At 43.2% G+C, this 16826-nt stretch carries 12 protein-coding genes; 8 read left to right on the top strand and 4 right to left on the bottom strand.

Annotation, left to right across the window (positions count from 1 at the left end):
- From EV690_RS12140 to fabB, 3 genes are all read right to left on the bottom strand, one after another.
- On the bottom strand, positions 1-1685 hold a 1685-nt coding region (locus tag EV690_RS12140; protein ID WP_131913509.1), incomplete at its 3' end, for a FimV/HubP family polar landmark protein.
- A gap of 174 nt (positions 1686-1859) precedes the next feature.
- A complete protein-coding gene (locus tag EV690_RS12135) occupies positions 1860-2822 on the bottom strand; it encodes an Asd/ArgC dimerization domain-containing protein (protein ID WP_131913281.1) in 963 nt (320 codons plus the stop codon).
- A gap of 292 nt (positions 2823-3114) precedes the next feature.
- The gene (gene fabB, locus EV690_RS12130) at positions 3115-4332 is read right to left on the bottom strand and encodes a beta-ketoacyl-ACP synthase I (protein WP_131913280.1); all 1218 of its coding nucleotides are present in this window, start codon (positions 4330-4332) and stop codon (positions 3115-3117) included.
- A 142-nt stretch (positions 4333-4474) separates the two neighbouring features.
- Between fabB and mnmC the strand changes: the two genes are divergently transcribed.
- The 5 genes from mnmC to nhaC all read left to right on the top strand — a co-directional run bounded on the left by mnmC (position 4475) and on the right by nhaC (position 13062).
- On the top strand, positions 4475-6487 hold the full coding sequence (gene mnmC, locus EV690_RS12125; protein ID WP_165872750.1) for a bifunctional tRNA (5-methylaminomethyl-2-thiouridine)(34)-methyltransferase MnmD/FAD-dependent 5-carboxymethylaminomethyl-2-thiouridine(34) oxidoreductase MnmC: 2013 nt from the start codon (positions 4475-4477) through the stop codon (positions 6485-6487).
- Between the two features lie 178 nt (positions 6488-6665).
- Positions 6666-7766, top strand: a complete 1101-nt coding sequence (locus tag EV690_RS12120) for a response regulator (protein ID WP_131913278.1) — start codon at positions 6666-6668, stop codon at positions 7764-7766.
- Complete coding sequence (locus EV690_RS12115) at positions 7763-8743, top strand: sensor domain-containing diguanylate cyclase (RefSeq protein ID WP_131913277.1); 981 nt, start codon at positions 7763-7765, stop codon at positions 8741-8743. Before EV690_RS12120 ends, EV690_RS12115 begins: the two co-directional genes overlap by 4 nt.
- Before the next feature lie 637 nt (positions 8744-9380).
- Positions 9381-11270 carry a sensor domain-containing diguanylate cyclase gene (locus tag EV690_RS12110; protein WP_131913276.1) on the top strand — a complete coding sequence of 630 codons (1890 nt, stop codon included), beginning with the start codon at positions 9381-9383 and terminating at the stop codon, positions 11268-11270.
- 295 nt (positions 11271-11565) lie between these two features.
- Positions 11566-13062 carry a Na+/H+ antiporter NhaC gene (nhaC, locus tag EV690_RS12105; RefSeq protein ID WP_131913275.1) on the top strand — a complete coding sequence of 499 codons (1497 nt, stop codon included), beginning with the start codon at positions 11566-11568 and terminating at the stop codon, positions 13060-13062.
- A gap of 110 nt (positions 13063-13172) precedes the next feature.
- Here nhaC and EV690_RS12100 read toward each other — a convergent pair whose 3' ends face one another.
- Positions 13173-13745, bottom strand: a complete 573-nt coding sequence (locus EV690_RS12100) for a TetR/AcrR family transcriptional regulator (RefSeq protein WP_165872749.1) — start codon at positions 13743-13745, stop codon at positions 13173-13175.
- 235 nt (positions 13746-13980) lie between these two features.
- On the opposite strand from EV690_RS12100, the gene EV690_RS12095 reads away from it, so the two are divergent.
- The 3 genes from EV690_RS12095 to EV690_RS12085 all read left to right on the top strand — a co-directional run bounded on the left by EV690_RS12095 (position 13981) and on the right by EV690_RS12085 (position 16808).
- Complete coding sequence (locus EV690_RS12095) at positions 13981-14175, top strand: PhlB family protein (RefSeq protein WP_131913273.1); 195 nt, start codon at positions 13981-13983, stop codon at positions 14173-14175.
- 75 nt (positions 14176-14250) lie between these two features.
- Positions 14251-15249, top strand: a complete 999-nt coding sequence (locus EV690_RS12090; RefSeq protein ID WP_131913272.1) for an HlyD family secretion protein — start codon at positions 14251-14253, stop codon at positions 15247-15249.
- The gene (locus EV690_RS12085) at positions 15246-16808 is read left to right on the top strand and encodes an MFS transporter (protein ID WP_131913271.1); all 1563 of its coding nucleotides are present in this window, start codon (positions 15246-15248) and stop codon (positions 16806-16808) included. Before EV690_RS12090 ends, EV690_RS12085 begins: the two co-directional genes overlap by 4 nt.
- The last annotated feature ends 18 nt before the right edge of the window (positions 16809-16826 follow it).

Genomic DNA, 16826 nt, shown 5'->3' with positions numbered 1-16826 from the left:
GGCTCTGCAAGAGATTCTTCAACATCTAGGTTCAGATCAAGCTCTTCATCTAAGTTTTTTGCTGAAACCTCGGCCATTTCTTCGGCCATTTGCGATTCCAGTAACTCATCATTTTTAACTCGTTCTGGATCTTGCACCAAATCATCTGCCATCTCATCCATTTGCAATAATGATTCATCAGCAGAAAGCGGCTTTTGCTCTTCCTCAAAATCTATCGGCTGCTCAGGTCCTTCGTCGCTAATATCCGTCGCTGATGATTGTTGCTCCTGAGTCATTAGATCGTCTGTTGAATCTTCGGTTTCAGGGAGTTCCAAATCAGGCAAAGGCTGATCAAAATCTATGGATAACTCATCTTGCTCAGGTTGAGGTTTAGACTCTGGAACTGGTGTCGATAAAGGCTCTTCAGGCATCAAGTCATCATCACCGGGGAGATCGATATCAGGTTCATCATCTTCCTGCGATGGTAAGATCACATCTTCATCATCTAAGGCAAAATCGTTCTCTGGCATCAAGTCATCGAAAGCTTCTTCTTCAACGTTCTGATCTTGCTCTGGATCCTCAAATTCAGCTAACGCATTCACAGCATCATCATCAAAGGCAATTTCTGAATCTTCGGAAAGACCAACAGAGTTATCTTGTGACTCATCTTCTGGTGGGACGACTGGCTGGGCATGATCGTCAGTACTTGGGATATCATTAAAGGGCTCAGTTGGCGGGAGATCTTCATTAAACAACTTCGAAAATTGATCATCCACTTCTTCTAACGAAAGCTCTTCTTCGTCTAATTCCACCTGTTTATCTTTCTTTTTCGAACGTAACCGTAAAATCAAAACCACCACCAACAAGATCAGTAGTAATGGAATGCAAACAGCTAGCGCCAAGTTCAGCGGCGATTTTAGAATTTGATTAAACGTTGAAGCTTGTTGTTGTTCTTTAGCCTGTTGATTCTGATTCAGGCGATTTAAGATATCTTGTTGCGTCTGACTCGTTTGACTCAACTGATCTTTAATTGCTTTGAGCTGATTACTTAAATCGGCAATTCGCAATTTTAATCGATGGTTCACCTCCGACATACCGAGCATTTGTTCACTAGCTTGATCGAGTTGTTTGCGCATCACATCAAGTTCTTTGTTGCGCATTGTTTCAAGCTCATCTAAACGCTTTTTAAGTGCAGTAATCTGAGCAGTAAGATCACTAACTTTTTGATTAGAAACTGAAGATGACCGTTTACGTGTCGTCTTAGATGCGGCAGCCGATTTAGTTGATGATGTCGAGTCAGTCTGAGTCGAACTTTCTGACTGCCCCAAAACAATACGCTGAGCTTCGCGAGAAGGAATCGCACGAATTTGCTCAAGTGTTGGGATAGAAATATAGGCCCCATTAACCAAGGAGTTCATATCCTTGCCAACAAATGCTTGGGGATTTGTCCGGAAAATAGCGACCATTGTTTGATAAACACTGACAGAGCTATTCGGACGATAACGATTAGCTATCGCCCATAATGTATCGCTATGCTGAATAGGTCCGTAACGCTGATTAATAGCGTCTCCTTGACTATTCACAGCCTCATTCGGACCAACCATCTGGATATACGACGAGGGATCAACAGCGGCATGAGAAATAATGGGTAATCCCAAGAGCCCACAAAACAACAGTATCGCCAAGCGCGAACTATATCGCTTCATAATGATTCCTTTTTATACTGAGCACTTACACGCCATCCTTGTCATACTTACTTCGCTCAGGTAATTAGGTGAGTCCACTCACCTAATTTATAATTGCAACCTTATAATAAGACAGATTTAATCGTCCCTAATTATATTTCGGCGTCATCTGACTTAACTTAAATCGGTTGATGACTACATCCCCCCGATGCGCTGAATTAATTTAGCAAGATAAGGGACTACACAAGCATTCATAACATCGGCCTGAACACAGAACTTTAGCTGCCTTGGCTGAGCAGGACTCTGACGGATTTGACTGACACTGGTATATATATTTTGATTTAAATCCGTTACCAGCGTTACCGGCTCGTCGAGCTGGATCTCAACACTGTCAATCTCGCGCCAAATATCAACACATTCGGCAATGGACACACGCCCCTGACAATTCACAGTTACCTGCGCCATCGCGCCATAAAAAACAGGAACCGTCACACTATGCGCAGCTACTTCAGGCTCAGAATGACTGAAAATAAGTCCAAGTTGTTGCTCTATATCATCTGCAATAGTACTTGGATGGATCGCCTGAGGTAATAAATTAAATGCTATCTGCCGGGAGTAAATGTTGGGCTCAATGGGTAACCCATTAAGTAACCGAGCAGTCTGAGATGCCAGTTCATCAATCCCTTCTTGTCCATTTTCACTAACCGCCAGTAGAACACTCACATGAACAGCCTCGATCCCCACTTCATTCTCAAGCCGTTTCAACAAGTGAGTCAACATGATTACAACGCTGTTGGGAAGCTGATAAGCGCCTTGAGCTCCTACCCAATCGCCATCCTCCATGGTCAGCGTTGAAGTAGCTCCAATCACTTCAGTTGCGCTAGCATTAATTAACACCCCACCAAAATTCAAGATATCATCGCTATAGGTTTGAACTAACTTCTCATCACACCCAATAACCGCTTGAACACTACCCCAATCAGCCTCACTTGGATCAAGTAAGTCATATTTGTTCTCAGCAATTTCTAACGTCGAGTTTTCATCATCGATTGCGTTATCAACAGCGACGATAGACTCGATGGGATAATTCCAAGCGGTTAATTTTTCAATTAATGATTTACCTAATAGGGAAGATGCTCCCAAAACCGCAATTGCCATATATTCTCTCTTTCATTCAAGCGACAAACGCTTAATTTAGTTAATTTTAAAACCTGTATCCATAAGCTTAACCGCTATTACTCAGTTTGGATGAAAATCACGTTGTTGATTGACGCAACTTTGATGAGTACAAACGCTCGTTAAGGCTTAATCCTATTATATTTTAAACACGGATATTAGTATTAAGAATACCACTTTGTTGCTTATAGATTACATTAACTTTCAATATGTTAATGACCATATAACAAAAAGGCTACCAGAGGTAGCCTTTTTGCGAGGAAGAGCTCAATGTTTACTTAGAAAAACGCTTGAACACTAAAGTCGCATTAGTACCACCAAAACCAAAACTATTAGACATTACTTGATTTAGCGTTGCCTCTTGAGCCTGATTAGCAACAATATTAAATCCTTGTGCTTGCTCATCAATCTCATCAATATTAATGGATGGTGAGACAAAATTATTCTCCATCATCAATAACGAATAAATAGTTTCGTGAACACCCGCCGCCCCTAAGGCATGGCCAGTCTGAGATTTAGTCGCACTGATCAGAGGTTGGTTGTCACCAAATACTTCTGAAATAGCTCCCAGCTCTTTCACATCTCCAACCACCGTTGAGGTACCATGCGTATTCAGATAATCAATTGGTTCTTCTAACCCTTGCATGGCCTGACGCATGCAGCGAACAGCACCTTCACCCGATGGCGCAACCATGTCATAACCATCTGATGTTGCACCATAACCAACAATCTCTGCATAAATTTTAGCACCGCGAGCCAAAGCATGTTCAAGCTCTTCAACCACAACGATACCGCCACCACCGGAGATAACAAAACCATCGCGATTAGCATCATAAGTGCGGCTAGCTCGATTCGGTTCGTCATTGTACTTGGTCGACAAAGCGCCCATAGCATCAAATTCCATAGCGAGGGTCCAGTGCAACTCTTCACCACCTCCGGCAAACACGATATCCTGCTTACCCAATTGGATCTGTTCAAGAGCAGTCCCAATACAGTGGGCAGAAGTAGAACACGCTGAGCTCATTGAATAGTTGACGCCGTGGATTTTAAAAGGCGTCGCTAAACATGCTGAGGTTGTGCTGGCCATCGTTCGTGGGACCATATACGGGCCAACACGTTTAACGCCTTTGGCACGCAAAATATCAGCAGCTTCAACCTGATTTTTCGATGAAGCACCACCAGAACCAACAATCAAACCGGTCCGTTCAGAAGAAACTTGCTCTTCAGATAATCCAGCATCTGTAATAGCCTGTTCCATGGAAAGATAAGCATAAGCGGCGGCATCGCCCATAAAGCGAAAAACTTTGCGGTTAATCAGTTCAGCTGGGTTAATATCCAGATCTCCCCATACCTGACTGCGCAGTTTCATCTGCTCGAACTGCTCGGAATGAGTAATTCCTGACCGACCGGCCTTTAATGCTTCGAGTACTTCTTCTTTATTGTTACCGATACTGGATATAATACCCAGACCAGTGATTACGGCTCTTTTCATCAGACGATCTCAATCGTTTAAACACAAAATTATGCTGTTTAGGGTAACGCTCAATATATGTCCGTTACCTTGTTTTGTGTGGAAGATTACAGGTCTATGCCGATAATTTCCAGTATAAAACCAGCTTTATAAGAGGTGCATTTTGGTAAAACCCATTCATTCAGCCGACCTTGCATGGAACGAACAAGGTTACCCAGTGGCTTGCGCATTTGATGACGTCTACTTTTCAAACCAAGATGGTTTAGCCGAAACTCGCTATGTATTTCTCAATCAAAATCAGCTGCCACAACGGTGGTATAATGCATCTTTTAATCATTTTACCATTGCTGAATCAGGTTTTGGAAGCGGGCTTAACTTTTTGGCGACCTGGTATCTATTTGAACAGCTACCAGAAGAACACCGCCCTAAACAAATTAATTTTATTAGCTTTGAGAAATTCCCGTTAGAAAAACGTGATATTGAACAAACCTTAGCACACTGGGGCGAATTAAAACCTTACGCAGAGCAGCTAATTGCACATTATCCAACCATTTTAACACAAGGATGCCAAAGACTTGTCTTTGCCAATGGGAGGATTAACTTAGATTTGTGGTTTGGTGATATTCATGAATCACTGCAGCAAATTCCTACATCTTCATCAGGATTAGTAGATTGTTGGTACTTAGATGGATTTGCACCTTCAAAAAATCCAGACATGTGGACACAAGCCTTATTTGATCAAATGGCTTCCTTAAGCCGAAATCAAGCAACAGTCGCCACCTTCACAGCAGCAGGATTTGTGCGCAGAGGTTTAATCGATGCCGGATTTCGTATTGAAAAGGCCCCCGGATTTGGTCGGAAACGCGAAATGCTTCATGGCCAAATTGAACGCCAATCAACGTACTCAAGCATCCCCCCTTGGTTTTATCGCCATCGCGCCGAACAAATTGATGAAGTTGCGATTATCGGTGCGGGGCTTGCGGGGGCCAGCCTTAGCTATGCGTTAACCAAACGCGGCATAAAACATCACATCTATGAAAGTGAAAATGCAGCGGCAACCGCCGCATCAGGCAATCGTCAAGGAGCTATTTATCCGCTACTTAACGCAGAGCAATCAACTTTAAGTGAATTTTTTATCTCGGCGTTTACTTATCTGAATCAAATTATCCAAAGGCTACGTGCCAAAGGTCATTATATCGCATCCGAACAATGTGGCGTTTTACATCTAGGATATAACGAAAAATCAGCCAAAAAGCTGGCCAAAACGGCCCAAGCGCAATGGCCAGAAGCACTCATCAAACCGATTTCAGCGGAACAAGCAAGTAACATTGCCGGATTGCCACTTGAACACGCAGGATTATTTTACCCTCAAGGATTATGGGCAACTCCCGCTGACGTTGTTCAGGCGATGCTTTATGAGGCCGTCTCTTCTGGCTATGGAAATGTTCATTATCAACACCTCCTCACGCATTGGCAGCCCCTAGCTGATGGCAAAATAGAACTACATTTTGCTAATCAAAGCAGTAAAAAAGTTAGCCAACTGGTTGTGTGTAATGGCTACCAAATTACCCAAATACCTGCGTTTGAAAAGCTACCCATTACACCGGTTCGAGGCCAAGTTACTCATCTGAAAAGCACCGAGCCATTAAACAACTTACAAACCGTATTATGTTATGACGGCTATCTAACGCCAGCGCATCATCAAATCCACTGTATTGGAGCCACATACCAGCGCCTGCAGGTCGAACGACAACTTGCAAATGAAGATTCTCGACAAAACCTTCAGGCTCTGCAAGATTGCATTGACCAATCTTGGACTCATCAAATTGCAATCGATGAATCGCTAGGACGAGCGGCAGTGCGTGCAACAGTACGTGACCATCTGCCATTAATGGGCCCCGTTGCCAATATCGATGCGCTCATCAGAGAGTATCCACCGCTTAATACACACAAAAGCCGAGAATCAGCACCTCAACTGCCTCTACTTAAGAACGTTTACACGCTCTCTGGCCTAGGAGCACGAGGGGTTACCAGTGCGCCACTACTGGGTGAATTATTAGCCTGTGAATTGACTGGAGAAGCCGCCCCGGTCAGCCAAGCAATATTAGATGCATTACATCCTGCTCGGTTCTGGGTACGACGTCTGTTACGAGGACAACCCGCTACACGGAGTTAAAGGTGATAAATAGCTTCATAAACAAGCATTATCTCTGTAAAAATCGCATTTTCTTTTCAATGCCCGTAATTGACAGCTATGCTTGATAAATGAATAAGTTCGCCACAATAACGCTATTTTTAGTTTGGTAATTTAACCGTTCAAAACAAATGAGTCGTAAAGTGAAGACATAGAAACCATGACCATACCAATTTTAATTTGTGATGATTCAAAATTTGCACAAAAACAGATGGTAAGAGCATTACCCGAGAACTGGGATGTGCAAATTAGCTACGCAAGTGACGGGGTTGAAGGATTAGATGTCATCCGCAAGGGGTTAGGCAATATTGTCTTTCTTGATCTTAATATGCCCAATATGGATGGCTATGGCGTACTTGAAGCCATTCAAAGTGAAGACTTGCCCGCATTAGTGATCGTCGTCTCCGGGGATATTCAGCCTCAAGCATATACACGAGTGACCCAAATGGGGGCCCTGGATTTCATTAAAAAACCTTCGAGTCGTGAAGAGATCCGTGACATCTTATTACGTTATGGCGTTGCCACCGAAAAAGAACTCAGCCCCTCAGTTGAACTTCCTAAGGAACAACCCGAATTAAGTGATACACAGCCTAATGAAATCCACACACCCACTCCCCCATTGGTCAGTAAATCTTCTCGCAGCGAAGCAGACGACATTATTGATTATCGCGACCAATATCAGGAAATTGCCAACGTTGCGATGGGACGAGCAGGCGACCTGTTGGCTCGAATGCTTGGCGCGTTTGTGGTTTTGCCAATCCCAAACGTCAACATTCTTGCCATTAGTGAACTTCATATGGCGCTGACAGCGGTAGCTGAGGACGATTCAATTTCGGCTGTCTGTCAAGGGTATATCGGTGCAGGCATCAATGGTGAAGCCCTGCTCCTTTTTCATGACTCCAGTTTCGAAGATCTGGCGCGATTAATGCGGTATGAAGGTGATTTGGATGATGCAGGACAACTCGAAGTACTCATGGATGTCGCCAACATCCTTATTGGAGCTTGTCTTAAAGGCATTGCTGATCAGCTAGACATGAATTTTTCACAAGGTCACCCTGTCGTACTCGGTCAACATACCAACATTAATGAACTCATTGAAGCTAGTACTCGCCAGTGGAAAAGTAAAACGTTAGCTATCGAGATTAATTACGCGATTGAAAACCATAATATTAAGTGTGACTTATTGTTGCTGTTTACCGAAGATTCATTACCGACAATTAACAATAAACTCATTTATATTATTGAAGGGAGTGAAGCATGAGCCGAATTCAGGTTGATCTGAATGACTTTCACTGGATGATCGAGATGATCCAGACCATTGATGTTGGTTTGGTTGTACTAGATCAGAAATACAACATCCAGACCTGGAATACGTTTATGGAAGCACATAGTGGCTTGCGTCCCGACCAAACTCAGGGCAAAAATATTTTTAGCCTGTTCCCTGATCTCCCCGAAACTTGGCTCCGCAATAAAGTTGATGCTGTATTTATGCTCAATAATCGGGCCTTCACAACATGGGAGCAACGCCCACATGTCTTTAAATTCCGCAATTACCGTCCAATTACAGGCATGGCGGATTACATGTACCAAAATATTACGATTATTCCACTGAAGTCGTTAAATGGTGAAATTACCCATGTCAGCTTAATTATTTATGATGTGACGGATGTTGCCATCAATAAAATGCAGCTTGAAAAAGCCAACACTGAATTATCGCAGGTGAGTCGCACTGATGGCCTCACTCAACTCAATAATCGACGCTACTGGGAAGAACGAGCCCAAGAGGAATACAACCGTAACATTCGAACGAAACAGCCCTGCTCTATGGTGATGTTTGATATCGACCATTTTAAACGAATCAATGACAATTATGGTCACTTAGCTGGAGACCAAGTCATTCGCCAAACCGCTAAATTACTCAAAGAAACCATGCGTAACACTGATATTGCTGGGCGTTATGGTGGCGAAGAATTTGTTGTTATTCTAATTGATACAACACAAGAAAATGCTATGACTTTCTGTGAACGCATACGCCGGATGATTGAGCAATCGGTAGTGAAATGGGAAAACGAAACCATCCAATATACGATAAGTTTAGGTGTCAGCGAGCTAAATGCTTCCTTTGCTAACCATCAACAATGGCTCGAACACGCTGACAATGCTCTTTATCATAGTAAGGAAAATGGTCGTAACCAAACAACGATGGCGAAAAAAACAGAACCAAGCAAAGAAAACTAGTAAGCTAGCATTCCACGCGCCACCACATTCATAATCGCATTGGGTTGCTGATCATTATTGCTCAATACATCCATGCAACGTTGTCCACGAGCAAAAAAGCGCGCTTATGATAGCTCACCACTTGGCGCTGAAAAGCTCGTCAATCAACAGGCTTCACACCGAGATTCTCGACACTTGCGACTCATAACATAATGATCAATACACATAGATAACTCTCTAGGGACTGGTGACCTTTGGTGGTTGAATTTTGTTCAAATTAAACGCATTTTGAACGCGGCGCCCCCTACGTCGCTTAATGAGTTAAGCAAGCAGGGGGCAACAAAGTTCAGGATGCGTTTAAATGAACCCCAAGGGCAGTATCTGAGAGGAATTTATCCAGCGTTAAACGTTCTTTGTGGAGAATAACTACACGGCACAACGTTTGCCTTGCCTAAATCCCTCTCAGATTTCTGCAAAACTAATCACCAAAGGTCAACAGTCCCTAGCAAAGACCTTTAATTATGCCGCAATGATAGCGATAACCTTTTGGTTAACATGAAAAAAAGAAACATCGCTTGACTGGTTAAAAAATGACTCCGGCGGGCATGATTATGGTATCATCATGCCTCGTTTATGATGGGGTTAATGGAAGTTGTTGATGAAGCAGTGGTGCAATCATCTAAGCCTATGGACTTGGATGATTTTAGGGATAGGACTCTTTGGGAGTTTGATTCCACGAGCTCAAGCACAACCGCTCACAATCAATCCGCAGCAATCGCAACAATCCCTAGATAGCCATTTTGCGATTTTCAAAGACCCCAGTGCGAAACTCTCACTCCATGATGTAATGGCGCAACCACAGCGTTTTAAACCCTCATCTGGACGTAATTCACTGCATATAGGTTATACCCAAGATACCATATGGTTAAAAATCATATTACAAAGCCGACAATCACTTGAGCATGTATTGATGTTTCAATACCCTTATTTGGATCGCATCGATCTATATGAAGTGGTCAATCATCATCTGGTCAAACATCAATATAGCGGATTTTCGGTCCCACCCGCTCAGCGGGCATTGGATGACATTCACCCGGCTTTTTTATTAAACATTCCGGCGAATCAACCCGTTACTCTGTATTTAAAAGCTCAAGCAACTGGGAGCATGACTTTGGATGCATCGATGTATAGCATTGATGAATTTCATCGTGTCAGTAATCAAACACTGTTCTTTCAGCTTGTATTCATGGGAATGGCCATTGCACTCGCGCTTTATAACTTCTTTCTTGGCACTGTATTACGTCAACGGGTTTTTCTGCTGTATTGCGGTTTTATCAGCTGTTTTGCCATTGCAACGATGACCGCCACCGGCGTTGGAGGCCTGTATGCTTGGCCCTTGTTAGGGCCAGTGATCAATTATGTGGTACCTTGCGGATATAGTATCGCCGTGGTCTGGGCCGTTATTTTTGCACGCTATTTCCTATCACTTACCAACACAGCCCCCCGAGTTGACAAGGTCCACCAAGTGATGATCGTCATCACCGCCATTATGGCAGGTTCAACTTTATTTTTACCTGCTCAATTTGGGGTGAAGATCATGTCATTATTAGGTTGTAGCATGGCCGCTTTTTTAGCCTTTTGTGGCTTCGTTGGTATCCATAACAAGGTTCCTGCGGCGCGTTATTATTTGCTCGCATGGGCCTGCCTACTGCTCGGTTCAGTACTGGTATCGCTACGCAACACCGGGCTCATCGCTTCCAATTTTATCACCGTGTATGGGATGGAAATTGGCTCCGCCATGGAAATGCTCTTACTATCCTTTGCGCTGGCGGCGCGCTTTAATGAGCTAAAACGACAAAAAGAATTTGCCCAAAACAAATTGCTGAAAGCCTTAACAGCGCAAGAGAAATTACTCGAACAGCGGGTCAGTGAACGAACTCATGAACTCAAATTAGCCAAAGAATCCCTCGAATCGATGGCCAGTCATGACTCACTCACACAAATTTTTAATCGCCTCGGTTTATCCAATAGTTATCAACGATTAAAACAGGAGATGCCCGAAGAGACGACTCAAGCCATCTTTTTGATTGACCTAGATGGTTTTAAACCCGTCAATGATCAATATGGTCACGCCGCAGGAGATGTACTCCTGCAAACGATAGCTAAACGACTCAAATCCATCTGTCGTCCAACCGATATTGTGGCCCGACTCGGTGGGGATGAATTTGTGGTCCTTTGTTTAAACATCGATAAGCAAGACATTTTGTTAGAGTTTGCCAAACGATTGCTACGCCAAATCATCGCTCCGATTCATTTAGACTGCAATATTGAAACCAAAGTGGGTGCCAGCATTGGGGTCTGTTTAAGTTCCTTTAAACAGCACTCTTTTGAACAACAACTACATTTAGCCGATCAGGCGATGTACCATATTAAAACTTACCGCAACGTCGATATCGCGCAAAAAATTGCCATTGATGATCAGTTAACACATCGCTTTTTGACGCTCAATCATTTATCCAGAACCCCCGCCGACTTAATCACGGGTTAACCGCAACATCATAGAGATCCCAAAAGTACCAAAATCTATCTATACTAATCATTAATACACTAACTATAAAAGTATATCTATAAACAATATTTGCAATAAAAGACATTGTTTTATATAAAAATAATAATTTTTATATCATTAAAAATGGTTAGAGATGAAAGTATTATTAAAATATGCTAGCATTATTGAGTAATAATTGAATTATGTTTTATGGTTTTGAAGCGGTAGCGTTGCGAAACCATGAAACACTATTTGCTGTTTTTAACCCAAAAATAGTCACAGAAAGGAGCTATTCATGGCGACGATATCATCGCCCGAAACAGACCCATCCCTTTGTAAGCTACCGAGTTTTCCGTTAGCGATTACGCCTATCATCCTGACTCTAATGCTATTAGGATTGCAAATTTTCTACTTCGGTGATTTTACACCGCATATCCCATTAGCATTAGGGTTAGCCATTACATCTCTGGTAGGCCTGAAACAGGGTTTAAAATGGAAAGATATTGAACAAGGGATGCTGCACGTTGTCTCACTGGCACTGCCGTCAATCGCCGTACTAATTTGCGTTGGCATGCTCATCGGCACTTGGATTGCCAGCGGCACCGTACCAACCTTAATCTATTATGGGCTAACCATGCTGTCCCCTCATATCTTTTTAGCAGCAGCCATGTTGCTTTGTTCAGTCGTTTCCTTGGCGCTGGGAACATCTTGGGGAACAGTTGGTACCGTTGGTTTAGCACTGATGGGGATTGGTTCGGGATTTAATATCCCAATGTATTGGACGGCTGGTGCCGTAGTATCAGGGGCCTTCTTTGGCGATAAAATGTCACCGTTGTCAGATACGACTAACTTATCTCCGGCAGTAACTGGCACGGATGTTTTTTCGCATATTCGAAATATGATCCCAACGACCTTGCCGGCCATGATCATTGCATTTTTGATCTACCTCGTGGCTGGGTTTGTCATGATCCATTCAGGTCAGAGTTCTTTTGATAATATCGCCAGTGTCACCCAGTCACTCGAGAGCCACTTTAACTTATCAGTTTGGTTGCTACTCCCGGCTCTATTAGTCATTGCATTAGCAGTCAAACGCATGCCTCCCATTCCATCTCTGTTTGCCGGGGTATTAGCTGGCGGCGCAACGGCGATGATAGCCCAAGGTGCGGGCCTGCACGATGTATTTACTTTTGCCAGCAGTGGCTACAACATTCACACCAATGTCGATGCAGTCAACAGTCTGCTCAACCGTGGTGGGATTCAATCGATGATGTGGACGGTCTCTCTGATTTTAATCGCCTTAAGTTTTGGGGGGGCATTAGAAAAAACACGTTGCTTAGAAGCTATTATTAGAGCAATTGTAAATCGCGTTAGTAAATTTGCCCAGCTGCAAACGGCTGCAGCTTGCGCGTCAATGGCAACCAATTTAGTCGCAGGTGACCCTTACTTGTCGATTGCTCTGCCAGGACGAATGTTTGCACCAGCTTATCGTGGAATCAAATACTCTACACTAAACCTAGCGCGGGCACTTGAAGAAGGAGGGACGCTGATTTCACCATTAGTCCCTTGGAATGCCGGTGGCGCATTTGTCATCTCGGCCTTAGGATTGGGAATATCTCAGGGGAACTTTGAAAACTTGCTATATATTCCACTGGCCTTTGCTTGCTGGCTATCGCCCCTGACAGGGATCTTATTTGCAAACTTAGGGATCTTTTCCCCCAAAGCGACCAAAAAAGAGCGTCAGGAATGGCGAGATAAAAACGAGCTGATTGCTGCCATTGAAGGCATTGATTAACATTTAAACCCGCGGAGCTTGCCGCGGGTTTCCTAGCAAGGGCTGTTGACCTTTCAGGGTTGAATTTTGTTTAATTTGAACAAAATTCAACCACCAAAGGTCAACAGTCCCTAGTTATCTTTGGCAATTGACGAGGTAAAAAGCTGTTTGACGAAAGCATCAATCAGGCTTTGATCATTTAAATTCCTTGTCAGTAGATGAAACCAGCAAAAACCAAATGACATTTTTAACACCAATTCAATATCGGTCATTGCACTAATATCACCTCTAGCTATTCCTTGTTGCAAAATCTCCCGAGGTAATTTAAAACGCCGCGCCATAAAATCGCTCAACATGAAATCAAGATCACTTTGATTGAGCTGCGACTCGGCAATAAAACAACAAAATGCCTCGCCACAAACCGTATTATTCCAAAGTGACCAAAGTTCATGAAGTAACTGAGAAAACTGTTGTTGAGTTGAACCAGTTGGATTCATTGTCAGCGTTTGGGAGCTCTCTATTTCATACAATTCAGCCACCAAGCGAGCCTTATTAGGCCACCAGCGGTAGATCGTTTGTTTGCTCGCTTTCGCTTTTTGAGCGACTTCTTCAATGGTAAATCCTTGATAACCTTTTTCGCTTAAAACATCTTTCGTCGCAGCCATAATGGCGCGGTGTGAACTCTTGCTTCGGGTACGTGGCATCGCTTGATTCCATGACATTTTATTGAAAATTTAATCAATAGCGTTGACTAGGGTGAAATATACTCCTAATATAAAACGGCACGTATCGTACTAATATAAGTTATTCATGTCAAATCCAAAGGACAGATACTATGCACACATCCACAGGGATTGTTAGTTATGGAATCAGCCTGCCGCTATTGAAGTCACCTCTGAGGCGGACATTCCAGCACTCGCAGTGATCGGATATGGCGAAATGATGCCTCGGCATATTGCGATGGTACGACTAACGGATGAGATAGTAATCAAAAGTGAAATTGTTGATGTGATTGACCCTCATCAACTGCAAATAGGCCAACCGGTTGAACTGGTTATTCGCAAACAGGTCCGTGAAAGTAACCTCGCTTGGCAATACAGCTACAAATTTCGCCCCAAACAACAGCAAGCCTAGCTCTGTTTGCAAAGCAACAGATGATCACGCTTTCGAGTGTGATCTTTTTAATAATAAAAATAATGGTGAAATACTATGAAAAAGGTTTTGATTCTATTCGCTATCATTTTTGTTGTGTTAACTGGCGGCTATACCTGGCAAACCCACCGCCCTATAGAAACCGATGATGCTTATGTACGGGGAAATATCACCACCATCTCCCCTAAAGTTTCTGGACAGGTCATTAAAATCTATGTCGATGACAACCAGCAGGTAAAAAAAGGGCAGTTACTGGTACAAATTGATGACCAAGACTACCAAAAACAATACGCACAAGCACAGCATAGCTGGCAAAGCGCTAACGCCAAACTTCGCCAACTCCAATCTAGCTATCGCTATCAACAAACGGTCATTGCCCAAGTACGAGCAACACTTGCTTCAAAACTAGCCAACCTAGATAAAGCGCAACATGACTATCAGCGTTATTTCTCACTGAAAAACTCGGGTGCAGTGTCTCTTGAACAGTTCGATAGCGCCCAAAATAGCTACAAGTCACAACACGCTCTGGTAAAAGCAGAACAATCTAATTTAGCGGGACAAAAAATCCAATTAAAGATCCTCAAAGAACAACTTGCTGGCGCCCAAGCTAACCAACAACAACTCGCCGATGCAGTGGCGCTGGCCAAATTAAAACTTTCTTATACCGCGATTAAAGCCCCTATCGATGGTGTGATTGGCAATCGCTCTGTTCAAACCGGCAGCTACGCATCGATAGGTTCGGCGCTGTTTAGTATCGTTCCATTATCAAATTTGTGGGTTGTTGCCAATTTTAAAGAAAATCAGATCAATCAACTACATCCCCATCAGAGCGTTAAAATATTAGTCGATAGCTTTAACAACACACCGATTATCGGCCATATTGATAGTATTTCGCCTGGCACCAACGCTAGTTTTAGTGCCATTCCAACAAGTAATGGGAGTGGGAACTTTGTAAAAGTTGTACAGCGAATTCCCATTAAAATCGATTTACCCTCGAGCTTATCGCTCAGGCTGGTTCCGGGAATGTCTGCAACAGTCAGAGCAATAACACCATGAATCACTCAGTTAAAAACGGGCGCCACTATTATCGAGCTTGGTTACTCATCAGCCTATTTTTTGCGATCGGTGCTGATGCCTTATGGTGTGCTAGTTTGACCATGCTCAACAATGATCTACAAGGAACATTGCACCTTACCAAAGACCAGCTTGGGCAATTAGAGGTTATCTATACCGCTGGGAAACTATTTGGCTGGTTAGCTATTGGCGCCATTTTACGATTAATCAATCGTAGCCGTTGCTATCGCTCGCTATTAGTGATCTACGCTTTGGCAAGTTTAGCGATGATGGTTACCAATGCTCAGACAATTTTTGGATTACGATTAGTCCAAGGTGTATGTGCCGGAGCGCTACTGAGCTTAGCTCAAGCACAGCTATTTCAGCAGTATCCACGGCGGATTCAACCTATGTTACAGATGGGGTTTGCAATTGTAGCTGTGGCTAGCACAATTAATTTGCAAACTTATTTACAAGCGCTTTTTGTAGAGGCGAATGCATGGCGTGAATTGTTTATTTTCCCCTCAAGCTTTGCCTTGATTGCACTGCTGATTTATCCAGCTCGAACGCATGCCAACCCAAGCTCAGAGCTTAGCAAACAATTCATTAGATTCATCCCTCGCTATAGCCTGTTGGCCGCAGCTATTTATTCACTCAGCTATCTTGTGCAACGCGGTGAACGTTGGGATTGGCTCAACAACTATTGGTTACGCTGGGATATTATCGCAATCTTCACCTTCGCCTTTTCGTTTGCACTGATAGAATACTTTTCCAAAGTAAAATTATTGCGCTGGAAAATCTTCGCCACAACACCATTCGCATTTGGTGTTTTTGTTAGTTTAGTGGCTGGGTTTGCACTATTTGGAAGCACCTATCTGATTGGCATTTACACATTATCAGTGATGCAGATGTCATTTATAGCAGCAGGCAAGGCCATTGTACCGGGTTGTCTCAGTTTTATTCTCTGCCTTTATCTAGCCGCTTATTTTATCCAATATCGGCACATGAATCCGATTATCGCAGTTCCTTTAGGAATTGGGCTCATTATCTTTGCCGTATATCTACACAGCTTGCAGAATAATCAAAGCGGTTGGCTTGATCTGTTATACCCCGTTCTAGTGCGAGGAGCTGGCATGGGGTTTTTACTCATGGCTCTGACGATGATTACCTTTAGCGCTATCAAAAATGCACCGATGGTAGATGCGATAGGTGTTTTTAGCGCTTGCCGACAATTGGGGGGACTCATTGGTATCGCTGTTATCGAAAGTTACGCCAGTCAGTTTAAAATTCAGGCTCAATCAGTGATCAACGGCTATTTAACTAGCGGTTCAGCCCATTTAGAACAACTGCAAACAACGATTGTCACAGCGATACAATCAGCTCATCCCAGCTTCATACAGGCACAGCAATTAAATCAATATCTTTTGAATCAGGCAATTCAAGTTCGAGCATTAACTATCACCTATAACAATGCATTTATGATTATTGCGATGATGTTTGTATTTGCCGTGCCAATGATTATTAGCGTGAAAATAGCTTTGGCTAAATTGATAAAAACTTGAGTGAATGAGCCTCTTTTA

It is taken from the genome of Celerinatantimonas diazotrophica (assembly GCF_004339545.1).
In the GTDB taxonomy this organism is placed as follows: domain Bacteria; phylum Pseudomonadota; class Gammaproteobacteria; order Enterobacterales; family Celerinatantimonadaceae; genus Celerinatantimonas; species Celerinatantimonas diazotrophica.
This window is presented reverse-complemented; position numbering and strand designations above follow the sequence as displayed.